Raw genomic sequence first — 19,900 nt, forward strand, 5'->3', positions numbered from 1 at the left:
TGCGTGTTAAACCCCGCGACAAGTAAAAGGACATCCGAAATGAACCTGTTTTCCGAGATCCGCGGCCTTGTACTGGACGCGCTGGCGCAGATGCAGTCCGAAGGCGCGCTGCCAGAGGGATTGAGCTTTGACAACGTGGCGGTTGAGCCTCCGCGCGATGCAGCGCATGGCGACATGGCGACCAATGCGGCGATGGTACTGGCGAAACCGGCGAAGATGAAGCCGCGGGATATTGCGGATGTGCTGGCAGGCAAGCTGTCTGCAGACGACCGGATCACCAGCGCCGAGGTGGCGGGCCCGGGCTTTCTAAACCTGCGGCTTGCGCCTTCGGTCTGGCAGGGGGTGTTGGCTGCGGTGCTGGAAAAGGTCACCGATTATGGCCGTTCGACCATGGGGCATGGTCAGAAGGTCAACGTGGAGTATGTCTCGGCCAACCCGACCGGCCCGCTGCATGTGGGCCACACGCGGGGGGCTGTGTTCGGGGACGCGCTGGCAAGCCTGCTGGCCTATTCGGGCCATGATGTGACACGCGAATACTACATCAACGATGGCGGCGCGCAGGTGGATGTGCTTGCGCGCTCGGCCTATGAGCGGTATCGCGAGGCGAATGGTCTAAGCCCTGAAATTGCCGAAGGTCTATACCCTGGTGACTACCTGATCCCGATTGGCGAGGCGCTGAAAGAGAAATATGGTGGCAGCCTGATCGACAAGCCGGAAAGCGAATGGCTGGAAGAGCTGCGCAACTTTGCCACCGACGCGATGATGGACCTGATCCGCGCCGACCTGAAGGCGCTGGGCGTCGAGATGGACGTGTTCTTCTCAGAGAAGTCGCTCTACGGCACGGGTCGGATCGAGGCAGCGCTGCAGTCTTTGACCGACAAGGGCTTGATCTATGAAGGTGTGCTTGAGCCGCCCAAGGGCAAAAAGCCGGAGGATTGGGAGCCGCGCGAACAGACCTTGTTCAAGTCGACCGAACACGGGGATGATGTCGATCGCCCGGTCAAGAAGTCGGATGGCAGCTGGACCTATTTTGCCCCCGATATCGCCTATCACTACGACAAGGTAAGCCGCGGGTTTGACGCGTTGATCGATGTGTTCGGTGCGGACCACGGCGGCTATGTCAAACGGATGAAGGCGGCTGTGTCGGCTCTGTCCGATGGCAAGGTGCCGCTGGATATCAAGCTGACCCAATTGGTGAAGCTGTGGAAGAACGGCGAGCCGTTCAAGATGTCCAAGCGGGCAGGGAACTTTGTCACCCTGCGCGATGTGGTCGATCAGGTCGGGCCGGATGTGACCCGTTTCGTGATGCTGACTCGCAAGAACGACGCGCCGCTGGATTTCGATTTCGACAAGGTGCTGGAACAAAGCCGCGAGAACCCGGTGTTCTACGTGCAATACGCCCATGCCCGCGTCATGAGTGTACTGCGCCGCGCGGCCGAAGCCGGGATCGCGGCCGATGATGCGACCCTTAAAGGGGCCGATCTGGGCAAGATTGATCACGCTTCTGAGCTGACTGTTGCCAAGAAGCTAGCGGAGTGGCCACGGCTGGTGGAAATCGCTGCGCGTACCAACGAGCCACACCGGGTCGCATTCTATCTCTATGAATTGGCAGGGGATTTTCATGCGCTGTGGAACAAAGGCAATGACGAAACTCAGCTGCGCTTTATCCAGGATGGCGATGTTGCCACAAGCCAATCGAAAATCGCATTGGCCCGCGCTGTTTCTGTTGTGATTTCAGCGGGCTTGGGTATTCTTGGCGTTACCCCGGCGCAGGAGATGCGGTAAACAATATCGCCCGAACCGCCGGTACGAGGTAGGCAAGAAATGACCCGCGCGCCATCTTTTTAAGGCGCGAAACGGGCGGTGAGGCGGATATGGCACGTTACGATTACTCGGGGCAGAACAGCTCCGAGCAGATGCATTACTCGAATCAAACGCACTCTGCAGATGCGTATGACTATCCTGACGAAAGCTATGGCTATGACGATGCGCCGCGCGCAGGGGCTGGGCTTGGTCGAATTGTGAACGTGCTTGGCGCGGTAGCGTCCCTGGCGCTGGTCGCGGGTGTTGGCGTCTGGGGCTACCAGTTGATCATGCGCGACGTTAGCGGTGTGCCGGTTGTGCGCGCCGCCGACGGGCCGATGCGGGTGCAACCCGAAAACCCCGGCGGTACGCCTGCGGATCACCAGGGGCTGGCGGTGAATGCGGTCGCCGCAGTTGGAACCGCTGCACCTCCGGCAGATCGGCTCATTCTGGCGCCACGCCCTGTGTCGCTGACGGATGAAGACACACCGATGGCGACGCTCGAGGCGACGAATGCCGTACAGGTGGTTGAAGAGCCCGCCACAGATCAGGCAGTCATGCAGGCTTTGGCCCAAGGGCTCGCCGCACCTGCGCCCGCGCAGGAGCAAGAGCAGGGTGTGCAGCTGGCCTCGCTGGTTACCCCGGAGGAAGAGCCCGCGATTGATCCGGCGGACTATGCCGCGCAACAGCCTGACCCGAAGATTGCTGCACTGCCCGGAGTGCGCCGTTCGCTACGTCCGCATGTGCGCCCAGCTCGTGCAACTCCCAGCACAATCTCGTCCAGCAGTGCAACCGAGGCCGCAATAAACGCGGCCGTAAAGGCTGCCGTTGGTTTGGATGTTGACCCGGATACGCTGACCAAAGGCACGCGATTGGCTCAGCTTGGGGCATACGAAAGTGCAGATGTGGCGCAGGCCGAATGGGCACGTTTGAATGGCCGATTTGGAGAATATATGGATGGAAAACAGCGTGTTATCCAGAAGACCTCAAGCGGAGGACGAACCTTCTATCGTCTGCGTGTCATGGGGTTTGATGATCTGAGCGACTCGCGTCAGTTTTGTGCCGCCTTGGTCGCGCAGGGTGCAGACTGTATCCCGGTCGCCGTCCGGTGAGATTCGGCGCTGTCATCACCGATGCCGAAGGGCTGCGCCTGACGCCGGATGAGAAAGCATTGTTCAAAGAGATGAACCCATTCGGGTTCATTCTGTTTGCCCGCAACATCGAATCCGCTGACCAGACCCGCGCCTTGTGCGAGGACTTCCGCGCGGCGGTTGGCCGAAATTGCCTAATCACCGTCGATCAGGAGGGGGGCCGCGTACAACGTCTGCGCGCACCTTTAGCCCGTGAATGGTTGCCCCCTTTGGATCATGTCGCGCATGCCGGAGATCAGGCCGAGCGCGCGATGTATCTGCGCTATCGTCTGATCGCGCATGAACTGCTGGAATTGGGCATCGACAGCAATTGTGCACCGATGGTCGATCTGGCCCGCGAGGGTACTCATGCGTTCCTGAAGAACCGCTGCTATGGGTCCGATCCCGAAAAAGTTTCCGCGATTGGTCGAGCCGTTGCCAACGGACACTTTGATGGCGGAGTGTTGCCGGTAGTAAAGCATATGCCCGGCCACGGTCTGTCGACGCTCGACAGTCATCACGACCTGCCTCATGTGAACCTTTCGCTGGAAGCACTGGAAGACGCAGATTTTTCGCCGTTCCGAGCGCTCAACGACCTGCCAATGGGAATGACGGCGCATTTGGTCTATGGCCAGATTGATCCCAGACCTGCGACCATTTCTGCCGGAATGATGACATTGATCAGGGAACACATTGGGTTCGATGGTCTGATTATGACCGACGACATCACGATGAAAGCGCTCAACGGCACGCCCACCGACTTGGCCCGTCAGGCTTTGGACGCTGGGTGCGATGTGGCCTTGCACTGCAACGGGGCGTTTGAAGAACGTGCTCAGGTGCTCGAAGCCGCTGGAGAAATGACCGATGCGGCACAGGTCCGCGCAGATCGGGCGTTGGCCCGACGCCAGCCGCCACAGGAACTTGACATCCAAGCCGCCGAAGCGGAACTATCTGCCCTAATGGGCGGGCAGGTATATGCAGGATAACCTTTTCAGCGAAGACCCGGTCTCGGTCGCGGATCGGCTTGCGGCCGAAGCGCTGATTGTTGACGTTGATGGGTTTGAAGGGCCGTTGGACGTGCTGCTGACCCTGTCACGCACGCAAAAGGTGGATCTGCGCAAAATCTCGGTTCTAGCGCTGGCGCAGCAGTATCTGACCTTTGTCGAAAAGGCGCGGCAGCTGCGGATTGAGCTGGCGGCGGATTATCTGGTGATGGCGGCATGGCTGGCCTTTCTGAAATCCCGCTTGCTGCTGCCCCCGGACCCGGATGATGAAGGCCCCTCGGGTGAAGAACTCGCCGCACACCTCGCATTCCAGCTGGAACGCTTGCAGGCCATGCGCGATGCAGCCGCGCGTCTGATGGCACGCGATCAACTGGGTCGTGACTTCTTCAAACGCGGGCAGGGCGAGGATGTCACCCGTATCCGCACCGTGACCTATTCTGCCACGCTGCTAGACCTTATGCAGGGCTATGCGCGCATCCGCACCCGAGACGAATTCCGACCCTTTGTGATGGACCGCGATGCCGTCTTCACGATGGAGCAGGCGCTGGAACGGATGCGCCCGCTGATTGGTTTTGCCGGTGCTTGGACGGATATGGAGACCTATCTGCCCGAAGGTTGGGACGCCGATCCGGTGCGCCGCCGCTCGGCCACGGCTGCGACCTTTGCGGCCTCGCTGGAGCTGGTGAAAGAAGGACATATGGAGATGAAGCAAAGCGAGACATTTGCACCGATCCATTTGCGTAAGAGGACCGAAACACGTGACTGACGCCCCAGAAGAGACCGGCACTCTGTTTGAAGCGCCGCCATTGGCCGAACAGGAACGTATGGTCGAAGCCGTGTTGTTTGCTAGCGCCGAGCCGGTGACGATTGGTGATCTCGAAGCGCGGATGCCCCATGGCAGCAATGCTGCACAAGCAGTTGAATCGCTGCAAAAAAGATACGAAGGGCGCGGTGTGCGCGTGGTGCGCGTGGGTGAGGCATGGGCAATCCGTACCGCACCCGACCTGGGTTTCCTGATGCAGAAAGAAACGGTTGAGACGCGCAAGCTGAGCCGGGCAGCCATCGAAACGCTGGCGATTGTTGCCTATCACCAACCCTGCACAAGGGCTGAGATTGAAGAAATCCGAGGCGTTTCCGTCTCGCGTGGCACCATTGATCAGCTTCTGGAGATGGAGTGGATTCGGCTGGGGCGCCGCCGCATGACGCCGGGCCGTCCAGTTACATTTGTGGTAACGCCCGAGTTTCTGGATCATTTCGGTCTGGAAAACGCCCGTGACCTTCCGGGTCTGAAAGAACTGCGCGCGGCGGGGCTGTTGGAAAACCGGCCGCCTCCAGGCACAGTGCCGTTGGGTGAAGGGCAGGATCAGGATGAAGACGAAGATCAGACCGAGCTGTTCGAGGAAGAGTGATAAAACACCTCTTTTGTTGGCGTAAAACAATCCTATTGTAGTGCGCAGGAAACGGAGTTGAACCAATGAATGCCAATCGGATCATTGACATGATCGTGCGTCAGGTTATGCGCCGCCTTGTGAACCGCGGGGTCGACAAGGGTATTGATATGGCGAGCCGGGCCGGTCGCAAATCAGGTCCGTCAGAGACCCAAAGTGATCCCGAAGCAAATCGTCAAATGCGCGATGTGGCTGGGCGCCAGAAGCAGAGCGCCAAGCAGATGAAACAGGTAACTCGGCAGATGCGCCGCTTCATGAAATTTTGATTGTTAGCTTACGGCCTTAAAATGCTTAGACAGCTTGAGGCCTTGCCCCTGATAGTTTGAGGCAATGCCCGCGCCATACAGTTGCGTCGGCATCTCAGCCATTTTCTCATATACCAAACGCCCGACGACCTGTCCGTGCTCCAGCACAAAGGGTGCCTCGTGGCAGCGCACTTCCAACACGCCGCGCGATCCTGCGCCGCCCGCTTCGGCATGACCAAAGCCCGGGTCGAAGAAACCGGCGTAATGCACCCGGAACTCGCCAACCATGGCCAGATAGGGGGCCATCTCGGCGGCATACATCGGTGGGATATGCACTGCTTCGCGGCTGACGAGAATGTAGAACGCGCCGGGGTCAAGGATGATGCGTCCGTCTTTGGTGCGCACCTCTTCCCAGTACTCCTGCGGGTCGTATTCGCCGATCCGGTCCAGATCAATCACCCCGGTGTGGGGTTTGGCGCGATAGCCAACTAGGTCGGTATCGGGTAGTTGCAGATCGACCGAAAAGCCCAACCCGTCCTGAATAACCGCTGGTCCGTCGACCAGGGGTGAATCATTATGGAGCGCGGCCAGTTCTGCATCGCTCAGCACGGCCTGACCCTTGCGGAAACGGATTTGGTTCAGCCGCATGCCGGGGCGCACCAGAACCGAGAAAGAGCGCGGGCAGATCTCGGCATATAGAGGACCAGTATATCCAGCGGGGACCCGATCGAACTCGGTACCACCATCTGTGATCGTGCGTGTCAGCAGGTCGAGCCGCCCGGTCGAGCTTTTGGCATTGGCCGCCGCACTGACGTCATCGGGCAGGGCGAGCGATTCCATAAGCGGCACCAGATAGACGCAGCCTTTTTCCAGAACCGCACCTTCGGTGATGTCGATGCGGTGCATTTCAAACTCGGCCAGACGATCTGCAACAGACCGTCCTTCGCCTGCCAAAAATGAGGCGCGCACCCGGTAAGCTACTGTTCCCAAACGTAGATCAAGGCTGGCGGGCTGCACCTGCGCAGGGATGATGTCCGGGCTTGCAGTAATCTCACCACGCGCGATCATCGCCTCAAGCTGCTGATTTGGGCAAACACCTGTCATTTCGATCCCCTCTGCTGCCAGAGCGGGATCTGGCCTATGTGCCATAAACGTCGGTGTGATTTGGTCGGGCTAGCAGGACTCGAACCTGCGACCTTCCGTCCCCCAGACGGACGCGCTACCAGGCTGCGCCATAGCCCGACGTTGAGGTGTTCATAAAGACTTTCCCGGCAGGAGCAAGAGGAAATCATCGCCTTTTTTGCTATCCCGCCACCCGGTTTTCAACGCGATCCAGCCAACGGCGCAGGTCTTTCGCAATCGGTGCAATTTGGTGCAGAAGCTTGTCGTCATACTCTGCCCGGTTCCATGCCAATGATGCTATTCCACCCATAAGCGGAGCGGCGTCCATTGCATCAGGTTGCGGCTTGGGTTGGTCGCTAATGTCGGGCTTTATTGGTGCCGGAGCTTGTCCGGGTTCGCCGAGATCCATGTTAATCTGGTTCGCAGGCTGCGCCGAGGACGCTGCGGTAAACGGAACAACCGTGTCATTCGGGGGCGAAACGGACGGGCTGTCATCCAGGCTCGGTGAAAGTGAAGCAACGTGTGCAACGCCTTGTTCCCGCAGGATTCTCTGTACGCCTTTGATGGTGGTGCCATCCTCGTGCAGCAGTTTCTTGATGCCACCCAATAATCGCATATCATTCGGGCGGTAATATCGCCGCCCACCGGCACGCTTTACCGGCTTTACCTGCGTAAACTTGCTTTCCCAAAAGCGCAGAACATGAGCCTGAACTCCTAGCCAGTCCGCAACTTCACTAATGGTGCGAAAGGCGTCGGGGGACTTACTCATAACCAAACTGTCCTGAACTTACTTGCGGTTCCCTGCAGCGACGCGATCCTTCATCAGGTGCGACGGGCGGAAGGTCAGCACGCGGCGCGGCTGGATCGGAACCTCTTCTCCGGTCTTGGGATTACGTCCGATGCGGGCGGTTTTGTCCCGAACGCTGAATGTACCGAAAGACGAAATCTTGACCTGCTCGCCACGCACCAACGCGTCGGACATGTGGTTCAGAACGCTTTCGACAAGCTGCGCACTTTCATTGCGTGACAGGCCGACCTCACGAAAGACGGCCTCGCTCAGATCCATTCGGGTCAGTGTTTTATCGCCCATACTTTTTCCCCTGTTGATGAGCGAGCATATGGCGATGCGAAATTCACTGTCAATATCAATGAATTGCAGGCGGCTTCGTAAGCCGGATTGCGCCCATCACCAGCGTAGGGCAACCGCACCCCATGCCAGACCGCCGCCGATCGCTTCAGTTACAATCAGATCACCGGTTTTGATCTGACCGTTCTTTTTGCCTACCGACAAGGCCAAGGGAATCGACGCAGCGGAGGTGTTTCCATGATCCTGCACGGTGACAACGACATTTTCCATCGGCAGGCCCATCTTCTTGGCAGTGCCTTGAATAATGCGGATATTGGCCTGATGCGGCACAATCCAGTCGACATCGTCACTTGTCAGGCCTGCTCGCTCCAGCGCCACTTCGGCGGTTTTGGCCAGCTTCTCGACGGCATGGCGGAAGACCTGATTGCCCTGCATCCGCAAGTGGCCGGTTGATTGGGTCGAAACCCCGCCATCAACATAAAGCAGGTCTTTGTATCGCCCGTCCGAGTTCAGGTCGGTGGAGAGAATGCCGCGATCATCAGAAGTGCCTTGCCCATCCTGTAATTCCAGCACAAGTGCGCCTGCGCCATCGCCGAACAGCACACAGGTGGACCGGTCGGTCCAGTCCATGATTCGCGAAAATGTCTCGGCTCCGATCACCAGCACGCGCTTCGCTTGTCCAGACAGGATCAGAGCGTTGGCATTGCAAAGTGCAAAGACGAACCCGGCGCAGACGGCCTGCACATCAAACGCAAAGCCTTTGGTCATACCCAACCGCGCCTGCACCATAGTCGCAGCCGATGGAAAAGTCAGATCCGCCGTCGAGGTTGCCAGCACAATCGCGTCGATATCATCTGCCGTCAGTCCGGCATCGGCCAGCGCAGCCTCGGCCGCTTTGGTGGCCAGATCGGATGTGGTTTCGTCCTCGGCTGCGAAATGCCGCCGCTCGATACCGGACCGGGTGCGAATCCATTCGTCCGTCGTATCCAGTGTTTTTTCGAATTCGGCGTTTGGTACAACGCGCTCCGGCAAATAATGTCCGACACCTACAACAACTGAGCGGCCTGCCATGCTGGGGTACTGCCTTTTTTGTTATTATTCCGATTGAGACACGGAATGGGCCGCATCTTGTGCAAGTGCGGCAGTTGATGCAACCCGTGCCGCCAATTTTTCGGCAAAGCCGGATTCTGCCAAAGTGAAAGCAAGTTTGACCGCAGCCGAAACACCTGTCGCGTCTGCTCCGCCGTGGGATTTCACAACGGTTCCGTTCAGCCCGAGGAACACGCCGCCGTTTACGCGACGCGGATCGATCCGCTTTTTAAGGCGGTTTAGCGATGTGATCGCCAGAATCGATGCCAAGCGGGACAGGGGCGAATATTTGAATGCCTCGCGCAGCAGATCACCGATCAGGTTCGCAGTGCCTTCGCCGGTTTTGATCGCAACGTTGCCGGTAAAACCGTCTGTGACGATCACGTCAGCCTTATCGCCGGGGATATCACTGCCTTCGACAAAGCCCACGAACTCAAAATTCGCCTGATCGGCAAAGTCCGAGATCATCGCGTGCGCCTCTTTCAATTCGGCGCGGCCTTTGTGCTCTTCAGTTCCGACGTTCAGCAGGCCGATACGGGGGCGGCTGAGCGCCATACCGTTGCGCGCGTATGAAGCACCCATCAGAGCATATTGCAGCAAATCCTTGGCATCAGCACGTACATCCGCGCCCACGTCCAGCATCACATTGAACCCGTGTGGATTACGCGAGGGCCACAGGATCGCGATGGCAGGGCGGTTTACACCCGGCAGCTTGCGCAGCCGCAGCATCGACATTGCCATCAATGCGCCAGTGTTGCCGCAGGACACCGCGCCATGCGCTTCGCCTGCGCGCACCGCTTCCAGTGCCGACCACATCGATGTGTTCTTGCCGCTGCGCACAACTTGGCTGGGTTTGTCTTCCATCGTGACGACGTCGGGGCAATCACGAAAAACGACGCGCCCATCAAGGACACGTCGTTTGGCAACCAGCTTGCGCAATTCCTGTTCCTGGCCGTGCAGGATGAACCCGATCTTCGGGTTCTTGTCCGCAGACTTGGCAATACCCGCCACAACGACGGCAGGGCCCGAATCTCCGCCCATAGCGTCAACCGAGATGATGATCCGTCCGGTTTGCGTGGGCTGATCCGTCATGCCTTGGCCTGCGTCCAATCAGGCTTAGGCCGCGTCTTCGTCCAGGTCGATTTCGTCGGCCTGAGCGACGACTTCACGATCGTCATAGTGGCCGCAAGAGGCACAAACATGGTGCGGGCGCTTCAGCTCGCCGCAGTTCGGGCATTCGTTCGGGTTTGCAGCAACCAGAGCGTCGTGTGCGCGGCGGTTGTTGCGACGCGACTTGGAAACTTTGTTCTGTTGGACGGCCATGGTCTCAACCTTTGTCTGATATGGGCTGATAGATTCGCTGTCAGCCGGGTTACGTACTTTGTTTTCTCTTGGTTTGACGCGCGTTTAAGGGGCTTGCCCCGCAATGTCCAACCCAAATTCCAATGAGCGCGCGAAAATACTGCGATTCTCGTCATGTTCAAGCGGTTTTTCTGGCCGCCTGCTATGACAGGAAATCCCTTGCCTGTCACTCGTCTTTTTTCATCGCATCCCGCAGGTCAGCCAGCCCCGCAAAGGGTTTGACATCCTCGTCGGTCATCGCTTTTTTTCCGGGCTCAGTATAGTCGGCTTGCTCAAGTTCGGCACCGTCCTTGCGGGGATATTGCGGCAACGCAAGTGATAACGCTTCGATCATAACCTGCGCCGGATCAATTTCAGCGCCCAATGGTTCGGTCTCGTCATCTTCTGGGATTTCGAATTCGGGCTCGTCCGGATCGGTCCAATTCGCCAGAAACACACGAGTGACTGGCGTGTCGATCCGGGTTGTCACGGGTTCAAGCGTGACGACGCAGGGTTGGATCACCGTCGCACCAAGTTTGCCTTTCAGAACCCAGTCACGTTTGCCCTGGGCGCTTAGTTGCCCGACAAAGCTCAACTTGCGCAGACCCAGCAGGCCGAGCTCCCGTTTGATCGGTTCAAGCGTGTCGCTATCTGGGCGCAGTTCAAACGGGGTTGCGGCGTTCTGAGGCAGGTCTGCCACCCGTAATGATGTTTGGTTGCTCATAGTTGAGTCTTTCCTGTGTTGAACCGGAGCGCCGGTTTCTGTAATCGGATAGGGTCCGCAAGGGGCCATGGCAAGAGGGTGTCAATGTTGAAGGGTGTGAACAGGCTGAAACCAGCATCGAAAACGCTTGTCTTTGCTGTCTGTTTGGCAGTTGCGGGCGCGTGTTCGCCGATCTTCAAGAATCACGGCTATGTGCCGCCGCCGGAGGATCTGGCCAAGATCAAGGTCGGCGTCGACACGCGCGAAAGCGTCGAAGAAACGATCGGTGCGCCAACGGCATCTGGTGTTGTACGGGATTCGGGTTATTACTACGTCGCGTCTCGGATTCGTCACTATGGACCGAAAAAGCCCGAGGTCGTTTCGCGCCAACTGGTTGCTATCAGCTTTGATCAGCGTGGTGTGGTCCGCAATATCGAGCGGTTCGGTCTGGAAGATGGCTATGTTATTGTCCTCGACCGCCGTGTGACCGATTCCAATGTCGAAGACAAAGGATTCCTGCGGCAACTTCTGGGTAATATCGGCAACTTCAATCCGGCGAACATTCCGGGGGTCAGTCAGTAACTAAGCTGTGTATGGTTGATGTGGCGGTCATATGGCGGTCACATGCACTATATTAGTGTTCCAGATGATTGACCGGTCAGCCACGGCAGGAGGATGCGACCATGGCTGTTTTGTTGGAGAAGGGCCGTTATCAAGCGCGCTTAGCACAAACCGCGTGTGATGTGGCCGAGGCACAGAAGCTGCGGACGCTGGCCTTCGCGACCCAGGATCAGGATTGCGATGTTTTTGATGAGCACTGCAGCCACGTGCTGATCGAGGACATGCGTACCAATGGAGAGTTGGTATGCTGCTTCCGCATGCTGACGATGCAGGACGGTGACGAAGTAGGGCGCAGTTATTCAGCTCAGTTCTATGACCTGTCAGCGCTGCGTGGCTTTACGGGGCCAATGGTCGAGATGGGTCGTTTCTGTATTCATCCTGACCGGCACGATCCGGATATCTTGCGTGTCGCCTGGGGGGCAATGACGGCATATGTCGACCAGAACGGGGTCGAGATGCTTTTTGGCTGCTCGTCCTTTGCGGGGACTGAGACGGTTGAATATCTGGATGCTTTTGCCATGCTCAAAGACAAGCATTTGGCCCCAAAACGGTGGTTGCCAAGGGTCAAGGCGCCCGATGTTTTTCGGTTTGCCACACGGTTGCGTCGCAGACCAAATGCAAAACTGGCGATGCTGCGCATGCCGCCATTGCTGCGCACCTATCTGATGATGGGCGGCTGGGTGAGTGATCACGCGGTCGTGGATCGCCAGATGGACACGCTGCATGTGTTCACGGGGCTGGAAATCAGCGCAATTCCAGCCGCGCGTAAACGCTTTCTGCGGGCCGTGGCCGGGTGAGATGGGTATTATTCAAAAGGTGAAATACGGGCGTTGACGCCTTGCCCAAGCCAGTTTAGCTGGCGGGCATGGCGAGAATTCCTTTGTTGCAGATGTCCGGTATCTCTCTGACCTTCGGTGGGGATCCGGTGTTTTCCGGTCTGGACCTTGTGGTTCAGCCCGGTGATCGCGTTGCGCTGGTCGGACGTAATGGATCAGGTAAATCTACCCTGATGAAAGTAATGGCCGGATTGGTTGAGGCCGATCAGGGCGATATTGTCATCCCCCCGGGTAAATCTGTGGGTTACATGGAACAGGATCCCGATATGCAGGGGTTCTCGACGCTTGGTGACTATGCCTCAAGCGGGTTGGAGCCCGGCGAGCTCTATAAGGTCGAACGCGCTGGCGAAGGCTTAAAATTCGATCCCGCCCGTCCGGTTGAAACTGCGTCTGGCGGGGAAAGACGGCGGGCGGCATTGGCCAAGCTGATGGCCGAGGCACCAGACCTGATGCTGCTGGACGAGCCAACGAACCATTTGGATATCGAAGCGATCGCATGGCTTGAACGTGAGTTGGGATCGGCCCGTGCGGCTTACGTTCTGATTTCGCATGACCGGGCCTTCCTGCGTGCATTGACCCGCGCGACTCTGTGGATTGATCGCGGCGTTGTACGGCGGCAGGAGCAGGGGTTCGAGGCTTTTGAAAGCTGGCGCGACAAGGTCTGGGAAGAGGAAGATCAACAGCGCCACAAGTTGAACCGCTTGATCAAGTCCGAGGCGCGATGGGCTGTTGAAGGTATCAGCGCACGCCGTAAGCGCAATCAGGGCCGGGTCCGGGCGCTGCAGGCATTGCGAGCCGAGCGGGCAGCGCAGATCAAACGTCAGGGTTCTGCCGCTATGGCTTTGGAATCTGGTCCAAAATCCGGGCGTAAGGTCATCGAAGCCACTGGCGTTTCAAAGGCATTTGGATCTCAGCAGATCGTGCGCAACTTTGATCTTCTGGTGCAGCGCGGTGACCGTGTGGCCTTTGTCGGCCCCAACGGTGTGGGCAAGACAACGCTGCTGAAAATGCTACTGGGTCAGGTCGATCCTGATGAAGGATCGGTGGTTCTGGGCACCAATCTGGAGATCGCAGTGTTCGATCAAGCCCGTGCGCAGTTGGATCCGGGAATGAGCCTGTGGAACAGTCTGACCGGCGATCCCGAGATGCGTGTGTCTGGCAAGGCTGATCAAGTGATGGTGGGTGGGCAACCCAAGCATGTGGTGGGCTATCTCAAAGAGTTTCTGTTCGATGACGCACAGGCAAGAGCGGCTGTTAAGTCCTTGTCTGGTGGGGAAAAAGCACGGTTGCTGTTGGCCAAGCTGATGGCAAAAACCTCGAATCTGCTAGTGCTGGATGAACCGACAAACGACCTGGATGTTGAAACCCTGGATTTGTTGCAAGAACTGCTGGACGACTATGATGGCACGGTGTTGCTGGTCAGCCATGATCGGGATTTTCTGGATCGAGTTGCAACCACAACCATCGCGATGGAGGGCAATGGGCGCGCAACCGTTTACGCCGGAGGGTGGTCCGACTACATCGCGCAACGTGGAGAGATAAATCAGAAAAAAGAAGATAAAACGAAATCTTCAAAGCCGAAGGTGAAGCAAGAGGCAAAGCCGAAACACGGCCTCTCATTCTCGGAAAAGCACCGGCTAGAGAAGCTACCTGCCGAGATCGCGCGACTTGAGGCCGAGATCGCCAAGCTTGAGGAACTGATGTCGGACCCCGAGCTGTTCACCCGCGAACCGGTCAAGTTTCAGAAAGCGACAGACGCCTTGGTCGAACGACAGGAAAAACTATCAGCAGCCGAGGAAGAGTGGCTGATGCTGGAAGAAAAGGCTGAATCCGGTTGAGTCCGAGTTGAACACCGTCAAATGGGTAAATCCTCCGAGTTGTACAAAACCCGAGCTTCTGGATTGAACACGATTTATTAACCGCTTTGAGCCCCTTGCGGTCGATGTCAGTTTGGTCCCGTGTGTCAGGTTTAGCACATTTCTCTAACTCGTAACAGAAACGCTAATTTGCGGGCTCCCGTTTCAAAAATGAAGTTCAGGCAGGCGCACCTTGTGGCGCCAAAATTGTCATACCTGTCTTTTCGGCCACCGCCATAATGGCCGGAATGTCGGGTGGTCCGTCAGGAGCGGGAATGTCTATGGTGCCGTCTGGCATTGCTTCACCCGCTTCGGTGAAGAATGTATCGTGCATTGCTCCTGGGGCATTGACGCATAACAGGCGACCTGGGCTTTGTCCAATACAGGTAAACGCATGCACGGCGCCGTCCGGGACTTTCACGAAATCACCGATGCTTACCTTACTCGTTTCGCCGTTCAGGAAAAATTCAAACTCTCCTTCGAGCACATAGAAACTCTCGTCTTCGCCAGCATGATGATTGGGAGGCGCACCCGCTCCCGGGGCGGTCTTTATTTCGACGATGGTACAGCGATCTCCGGTTTCAGCAGGAAACGCGTGAAACGTCAGAAGATTACCAAGTAGGTGATATGTGCGTGGACGAGACTCTGTCATTTCAACGGCTCCCTTTACTTCGATGAATGCATCATTATGATACATATATCTACTCATGAGACAAGTGTATCATTAAGGAACGCGCGATTTGGCTCCTCGCACCAATCAAAAGAACAGAACAAGAGAGGCCTTGCTGTCGGCAGCACGTGAGCTTATGTCCGAAGGAGAAAACGTGACGCTTGCCAGAGTCGCAGAGCGAGCGAAAACTGGCCGCGCGACAGTGTACCGGTACTTCTCAGACCCCAATGTTTTGGCCTTGGATGCGACCCTCGACATAGAGGTGACTCCAACTGCAGGATTGCTGGAAGGACTTGAGGATGTGCGAAGCCGTGTGCACGCGGTGGCGCGCTACTATTTGGATTTCTCGCGCGAACATGAGGCTTACTTCCGTCAGTTTTTGGCTGAATCGCTAAAGGCATCACTTCAGGACGGTACTGTCAAAATGCGCGGCGCCAGAAGAGTGATAGCATTTGGCGAGGCCCTAGAACCTGTCCGCCGTTCGATGAAACGGAGTGATTACGAAGACTTGACTCTACGTTTGGCCATGACAACAGGCATGGAACAGTTTGTGATATTGGAAGACATTCTGCGAGTAGACCAGCAGAAAGGATACCGCTTGCAAGAAGGTCTCGTGGACGCTCTGCTTGATCAATACCTGCCGAATGTGTGAAACATACCAGCAAAGCAATCTTGGCTAAACGGACGCTTTGTCCGCAAAGGTGACACCTCTAAAGAAAGCAAAACAGCTTCAATCAGGCGTAGAAGTGTTTGACACGGCTCATTGTTTTTCTGTGGTCCGGGCCTACGAAAAAGAAGAAGTGCAAGGTATTCGGCATATGGCTTGCGGTCATTCGTGAGGTCAGATCGCGCGGGCTGGGTTGCCGACAACGGTCGCCCTTGGTGGGACGTCTTTCGTGACGATACTGCCGGCGCCAATGATGGCGCGGTCTCCGATTGTGACGCCGGGCATGATGATTGCGCCACCGCCGATCCAGACATTCTCGCCTATTGTCACAGGGTGGGCGAGTTCCAGACCTTGCGCGCGTAAGGCGGGGTCTTTCGCGTGCTCGGCGCAGTAGATCTGTACCGTGGGACCAAGCATCGTATCATTGCCGATGTGAACGGGCGCGGTGTCGAGAACGACACAGCCAGCGTTCAGATAAACCCGACTACCCAGAGACAGGTTTATTCCGTAGGCGCAATGGAATGGTGCCTCGACAAAGCAATCCTGACCGATATGGGTAAATAGCGCCGCAAGTTCCGGAGCCAAATAGCCCCTTTCATCTGGCGGGCAAGTGTTATGGGCATGGACAGCACGGCGCGCGGTGGCACGCAACGCATCGAGTTCCGGATCAAGGCAGCGATACCAGTCGCCTGCCTCCATTTTCTGCCGCTCGGTCATGGCATTGATTTACCTCATCCGGAGGGCACCGTCGATGCGGATAACCTCTCCGTTAAGGTAGCCCATCTCGACGATAAACCCGGCCAGCCGCCCGTATTCAAGGGGATCGCCAAGGCGGGCAGGGTTGGGGACGTCCGCTGCAAGTTGCTGCTGCACCTCTTCGGGCAGGCCAGCCAGCATGGGCGTCATGAAAATACCCGGTGCGATGGCCATCACGCGGATGCCAGTGGATGCCAGATCACGGGCCATGGGCAGGGTCATGCCGACCACTCCGCCTTTCGAGGCCGCATAAGCGGCCTGACCCTTTTGCCCGTCAAAGGCGGCGATAGAGGCGGTGTTGATGATCACGCCGCGTGCGCCGTCCGGTTCGGGATCGTTCTTTGCCATTTCGGCGGCGGCAAGGCGTGAGACGTTGAAAGTGCCGACCAGATTGATGTCGATGGTTCGCTGGAAGGCGTCCAGGGGGTGGGGGCCGTCTTTGCCGACGGTTTTGGCTCCGATCGCGATACCGGCGCAGTTCACCGCCGCGGTGATGCGACCCATCTTGTCCTTCGCCTGCGCAATGGCCGCAGCGACCGAGGCCTCATCCGTCACATCGGTCTGTGAAAAATACCCACCAATCTCAGCCGCGACCTGAGGGCCGCGCTCGGCATCACGATCAAGGATGGTTACTTGTGCGCCGCTCTCGGCAAAATGACGGGCTGTGGCTTCACCCAGGCCGGACGCTCCGCCGGTGATGACTGCAGCTGTGGTTGAGAGTTGCATGAAGGGCCTCATCTTGATCTGAACACTTGTTCAGATAATCGCAAGCAGGGGGTGCTGTCCAGTCACAGTGTTGATCAATCTAGCCTGCTACGCTGTTGCATGGGCGTGATCCCAAAGGTCGCACGATAGACGCGCGAGAAGTGACCGGCGCTTTCGAACCCGCAGGCAAAGGCGACCTCGGTCACTGAGGACTCGGTCTGCAAAAGCAGGTTACGCGCCCGTTCTAGGCGCAATTCCATGAAATATTTCTTGGGCGAAGTGTTCAGGAATTTTCCGAACAAGCGTTCGAGTTGCCGGGTCGAAATGCCGATATCGGCGGCAATGACTGATGGCGACAGCGGGCTTTGGATGTTTTCGGTCATGATGTTGATCGCCTTGGCCAAATGCGCATTGCGCATCCCGTTGCGTGATTGCAGTGATACGCGCTGATCAGCGGTGGCATTACGCACGGCGTTATAGACCATCTGATCGGCAACGGCGACGGACATGTCGTGGCCGTGATCCCGTTCGATCAGGTGCAGCATCAGATCGGCAGTGGCCGTGCCGCCCGATGCGGTCATGTGTTTTTCGTCAGCGACAAAAACGCTGCGAACTAGGTTGATTTCGGGAAAAGCCTCCATAAAAGAATCATGATATTCCCAATGAATTGCAGCCTGCATACCGTCCAGAAACCCGGCTTCGGCCAGCAACCAAGCACCAGAACACAGCGCGCCGATATTGGTCCCACGCGCGCGTTCACGGCGCAATGTGGCCAGCAGTGGCTTCGTGACATGATTTCGCATGTGAATGCCCGACAAAACAAACAACTGGTCGCATTTGGGCACGGACTGCAGCCCGCCATGTACCAGAGTTATTGATCCGTTGGAGCAAACCGCCTGCTCTCCGTGCTCTGACCGAAAGGACCATTGGTAGAGCTCTTCACCCGCCACCCAATTGGCAATGCGCAACGGTTCGACCGCGCATGAGAAGGCGAGGTGCGAGAATTCCTCGACCAGTATGAAAGTGAAGTGTTGCGGTTTGTGCATGGGGTGGACCGGAATCAGGGCGTTTCTGAATGTACCGGCATGCTGCACGAAAACTAACTGTATACAACATGTATTTTCTTGAGATACCACTATGCGCATACGCGATTCGAAAACGGCCATGGAAGGCTTGGGATGAAGGGCGAGGACAGATCACCGAAAGAGGCGTTGGCCGAACATCTCAAGATGTCGGTTCTGACCTTGCGCCTGAGCCCCGGAGAGGATCTGGACGAGGCGCAGCTGTCGCAGGCCTTTGGCCTGTCGCGCACGCCGTTGCGCGAAGTGTTCCGGCAGTTGGCCGGTGAGGGCTATCTGGAGCTGCGCACCCATCGCGGGGCGCGGGTGTCCGAGATGTCTCATACCACGTTGCGCGATTTCTTTCTGGTTGCGCCGATGATCTATGGCGCGGTGCTGCGTCTGGCCGCGGCCAATGCGACGCCTGATCAGATTGATCAGTTGAAAGAGGCGCAAGAGACGTTTCGGCAGGCCTTGTGTAAAGGTTCGGCTGAGGAGCGGACGCTGGCCAATACCCAGTTTCACGAGGTGACCGGAGAGATGGCGGGGAATGTCTATTTATCCCCATCGTTCAACCGGTTGCTGATCGACCATGCGCGGATCGGGATGACATTTTATCGCCCGCAGACCGCACGAATGGCCGAGAACTTGTCGGAGGCGAGCGACCAGCATGACGCCATCATCGCCGCCATCGAGGCGGGCGATGAGGCGGCTGCTGCGCAGCTTGCCGACGACCATTGGACCCTGTCACGCGATCAGATCGAGCTGTTCGTGATGCCTGAGGGTTTGGATTTTCCGCTGGGGCAAGTCCCCGGCAAGACATCTGCATGAGGGACACATGACTCCGATCTTCAGATTTGAGGGTATCTATACGCCGGTGGTGACACCCTACGCGGCGGATGGCAGCGTGAATTGGGACGCGCTGGCCGTGGTGATCGACTATCTGGTCGAACAGGGTGTACACGGTTTGATCTCGGGTGGATCGACCGGTGAGAATTATGCCCAGACCGTCGATGAACGGCTGCAACTTGCGCGCTTTACCCACGAACGTTTGAAAGGGCGAGTGCCTCTGGTTGTGGGAACCGGAGCGATGCTGACTGGCGATTCCATTGCATTGGCTTCAGGCGCGCGCGAACTGGGCGCGGATGCGATCCTGTTGGCCAGCCCTCCGTATTCGGTGCCGACAGACCGTGAGAATGCGCTGAACGCTCTGGCGATCGACAAGGCGGCTGATCTGCCGGTGATGCTTTACAATTATCCGCACCGGACCGGCACGATGATGGGGGAAGAGTTCCTGGATCGTGCGGGCCGCAGCCGGAATTTCTGCGGTATCAAGGAAAGCTCGGGCGATATCAACCGGGTACACCTACTGGCGCGGGATTATCCGCATATTCAGCTGGGCTGCGGCATGGATGATCAGGCGCTGGAGTTTTTCGCCTGGGGAGCGCCGTTCTGGGTCTGCGGCGGATCGAACTTTCTGCCCGCCGAGCACGTGGCGCTGTATCAGGCCTGCGTGATCGAGGGCAACTTTGCCAAAGGCCGCCGCATCATGAGCGCGCTGATGCCGCTGATGCGGGTGCTGGAGCAGGGCGGCAAGTTCATCCAGACGATCAAGCATGGCGTCACCATGAACGGGATCGATGCGGGTGTGGTGAGACCTCCGCTTAGAGGTTTGAACAAAGATGACAAACGCGCGTTGGAACAGGTGACGCGCGTTCTAAAACGCAAAATCGCAGATATCGTGGCGGAGGATTGAGGC

23 protein-coding genes and 1 tRNA gene are annotated in these 19,900 nt (G+C 57.6%); 12 read left to right on the forward strand and 12 right to left on the reverse strand.

From position 1 onward, the window contains the following. Positions 1-39: 39 nt before the first annotated feature. The 6 genes from argS to ACR3EJ_RS11430 all read left to right on the forward strand — a co-directional run bounded on the left by argS (position 40) and on the right by ACR3EJ_RS11430 (position 5,651). Positions 40-1,785 carry an arginine--tRNA ligase gene (argS, locus tag ACR3EJ_RS11405; protein ID WP_170540317.1) on the forward strand — a complete coding sequence of 582 codons (1,746 nt, stop codon included), beginning with the start codon at positions 40-42 and terminating at the stop codon, positions 1,783-1,785. An 89-nt stretch (positions 1,786-1,874) separates the two neighbouring features. After that, complete coding sequence (locus ACR3EJ_RS11410) at positions 1,875-2,915, forward strand: SPOR domain-containing protein (RefSeq protein ID WP_170540315.1); 1,041 nt, start codon at positions 1,875-1,877, stop codon at positions 2,913-2,915. Continuing rightward, positions 2,912-3,919: a beta-N-acetylhexosaminidase gene (gene nagZ, locus ACR3EJ_RS11415; RefSeq protein WP_170540312.1), complete on the forward strand. Its 1,008-nt coding sequence runs from the start codon at positions 2,912-2,914 to the stop codon at positions 3,917-3,919. The genes ACR3EJ_RS11410 and nagZ overlap by 4 nt, the downstream gene beginning before the upstream one ends. Further along, positions 3,909-4,703: a segregation and condensation protein A gene (locus ACR3EJ_RS11420; protein ID WP_010440582.1), complete on the forward strand. Its 795-nt coding sequence runs from the start codon at positions 3,909-3,911 to the stop codon at positions 4,701-4,703. Before nagZ ends, ACR3EJ_RS11420 begins: the two co-directional genes overlap by 11 nt. Then, the gene (scpB, locus tag ACR3EJ_RS11425; RefSeq protein ID WP_010440580.1) at positions 4,696-5,346 is read left to right on the forward strand and encodes an SMC-Scp complex subunit ScpB; all 651 of its coding nucleotides are present in this window, start codon (positions 4,696-4,698) and stop codon (positions 5,344-5,346) included. Before ACR3EJ_RS11420 ends, scpB begins: the two co-directional genes overlap by 8 nt. 65 nt (positions 5,347-5,411) lie before the next feature. Further along, positions 5,412-5,651, forward strand: coding sequence for a hypothetical protein (locus ACR3EJ_RS11430; RefSeq protein ID WP_170470821.1), 240 nt, complete (start codon positions 5,412-5,414; stop codon positions 5,649-5,651). Positions 5,652-5,654: 3 nt separating this feature from the next. Here ACR3EJ_RS11430 and ACR3EJ_RS11435 read toward each other — a convergent pair whose 3' ends face one another. The 8 genes from ACR3EJ_RS11435 to ACR3EJ_RS11470 form a co-directional block, all read right to left on the reverse strand. After that, positions 5,655-6,734, reverse strand: a complete 1,080-nt coding sequence (locus ACR3EJ_RS11435) for a 2'-deoxycytidine 5'-triphosphate deaminase (protein WP_170470927.1) — start codon at positions 6,732-6,734, stop codon at positions 5,655-5,657. A 61-nt stretch (positions 6,735-6,795) separates the two neighbouring features. Beyond that, positions 6,796-6,872: transfer RNA gene (locus ACR3EJ_RS11440), tRNA-Pro, on the reverse strand. Positions 6,873-6,933: 61 nt separating this feature from the next. Then, positions 6,934-7,521, reverse strand: a complete 588-nt coding sequence (locus ACR3EJ_RS11445) for a MerR family transcriptional regulator (protein WP_170540308.1) — start codon at positions 7,519-7,521, stop codon at positions 6,934-6,936. Between the two features lie 18 nt (positions 7,522-7,539). After that, on the reverse strand, positions 7,540-7,842 hold the full coding sequence (ihfA, locus tag ACR3EJ_RS11450; RefSeq protein WP_008755922.1) for an integration host factor subunit alpha: 303 nt from the start codon (positions 7,840-7,842) through the stop codon (positions 7,540-7,542). Positions 7,843-7,938: 96 nt separating this feature from the next. Then, a complete protein-coding gene (locus ACR3EJ_RS11455; RefSeq protein ID WP_170470817.1) occupies positions 7,939-8,910 on the reverse strand; it encodes a beta-ketoacyl-ACP synthase III in 972 nt (323 codons plus the stop codon). A gap of 24 nt (positions 8,911-8,934) precedes the next feature. After that, complete coding sequence (plsX, locus tag ACR3EJ_RS11460) at positions 8,935-10,020, reverse strand: phosphate acyltransferase PlsX (protein ID WP_010440567.1); 1,086 nt, start codon at positions 10,018-10,020, stop codon at positions 8,935-8,937. Between the two features lie 24 nt (positions 10,021-10,044). Then, entirely contained in the window at positions 10,045-10,251 is a 207-nt protein-coding gene (gene rpmF, locus ACR3EJ_RS11465; protein WP_008756996.1) for a 50S ribosomal protein L32, read from the reverse strand. Between the two features lie 205 nt (positions 10,252-10,456). Next, positions 10,457-10,993 (reverse strand): YceD family protein, encoded by a 537-nt coding sequence (locus tag ACR3EJ_RS11470; RefSeq protein WP_170540305.1) that lies wholly within the window; start codon positions 10,991-10,993, stop codon positions 10,457-10,459. Between the two features lie 84 nt (positions 10,994-11,077). Here ACR3EJ_RS11470 and ACR3EJ_RS11475 point away from each other — a divergent pair, with 84 nt between their 5' ends. The 3 genes from ACR3EJ_RS11475 to ACR3EJ_RS11485 all read left to right on the forward strand — a co-directional run bounded on the left by ACR3EJ_RS11475 (position 11,078) and on the right by ACR3EJ_RS11485 (position 14,267). Beyond that, positions 11,078-11,554 (forward strand): outer membrane protein assembly factor BamE, encoded by a 477-nt coding sequence (locus ACR3EJ_RS11475; RefSeq protein ID WP_170470812.1) that lies wholly within the window; start codon positions 11,078-11,080, stop codon positions 11,552-11,554. A 101-nt stretch (positions 11,555-11,655) separates the two neighbouring features. Beyond that, a complete protein-coding gene (locus tag ACR3EJ_RS11480) occupies positions 11,656-12,390 on the forward strand; it encodes a GNAT family N-acyltransferase (RefSeq protein ID WP_170540302.1) in 735 nt (244 codons plus the stop codon). A gap of 68 nt (positions 12,391-12,458) precedes the next feature. Then, entirely contained in the window at positions 12,459-14,267 is a 1,809-nt protein-coding gene (locus ACR3EJ_RS11485; protein ID WP_260022558.1) for an ABC-F family ATP-binding cassette domain-containing protein, read from the forward strand. Between the two features lie 196 nt (positions 14,268-14,463). Here the strand turns inward: ACR3EJ_RS11485 and ACR3EJ_RS11490 are convergent, their stop codons facing one another. Continuing rightward, a complete protein-coding gene (locus ACR3EJ_RS11490) occupies positions 14,464-14,937 on the reverse strand; it encodes a cupin domain-containing protein (protein WP_260022557.1) in 474 nt (157 codons plus the stop codon). A gap of 130 nt (positions 14,938-15,067) precedes the next feature. Between ACR3EJ_RS11490 and ACR3EJ_RS11495 the strand changes: the two genes are divergently transcribed. Continuing rightward, entirely contained in the window at positions 15,068-15,607 is a 540-nt protein-coding gene (locus ACR3EJ_RS11495) for a TetR/AcrR family transcriptional regulator (RefSeq protein ID WP_139056599.1), read from the forward strand. Positions 15,608-15,796: 189 nt separating this feature from the next. Here the strand turns inward: ACR3EJ_RS11495 and ACR3EJ_RS11500 are convergent, their stop codons facing one another. The 3 genes from ACR3EJ_RS11500 to ACR3EJ_RS11510 all read right to left on the reverse strand — a co-directional run bounded on the left by ACR3EJ_RS11500 (position 15,797) and on the right by ACR3EJ_RS11510 (position 18,129). Continuing rightward, positions 15,797-16,339, reverse strand: a complete 543-nt coding sequence (locus ACR3EJ_RS11500) for a sugar O-acetyltransferase (protein WP_170540296.1) — start codon at positions 16,337-16,339, stop codon at positions 15,797-15,799. A 9-nt stretch (positions 16,340-16,348) separates the two neighbouring features. Next, positions 16,349-17,104: an SDR family NAD(P)-dependent oxidoreductase gene (locus ACR3EJ_RS11505; protein ID WP_170540291.1), complete on the reverse strand. Its 756-nt coding sequence runs from the start codon at positions 17,102-17,104 to the stop codon at positions 16,349-16,351. 74 nt (positions 17,105-17,178) lie between these two features. Further along, positions 17,179-18,129 carry a GlxA family transcriptional regulator gene (locus ACR3EJ_RS11510; RefSeq protein ID WP_010440542.1) on the reverse strand — a complete coding sequence of 317 codons (951 nt, stop codon included), beginning with the start codon at positions 18,127-18,129 and terminating at the stop codon, positions 17,179-17,181. Between the two features lie 132 nt (positions 18,130-18,261). Here ACR3EJ_RS11510 and ACR3EJ_RS11515 point away from each other — a divergent pair, with 132 nt between their 5' ends. After that, on the forward strand, positions 18,262-18,972 hold the full coding sequence (locus ACR3EJ_RS11515; protein ID WP_170540288.1) for a GntR family transcriptional regulator: 711 nt from the start codon (positions 18,262-18,264) through the stop codon (positions 18,970-18,972). A gap of 7 nt (positions 18,973-18,979) precedes the next feature. After that, positions 18,980-19,897, forward strand: coding sequence for a dihydrodipicolinate synthase family protein (locus tag ACR3EJ_RS11520; protein WP_170540285.1), 918 nt, complete (start codon positions 18,980-18,982; stop codon positions 19,895-19,897). Positions 19,898-19,900 lie beyond the last annotated feature (3 nt).

The sequence above is a fragment of the Ruegeria sp. AB11 genome (genome assembly GCF_056536325.1).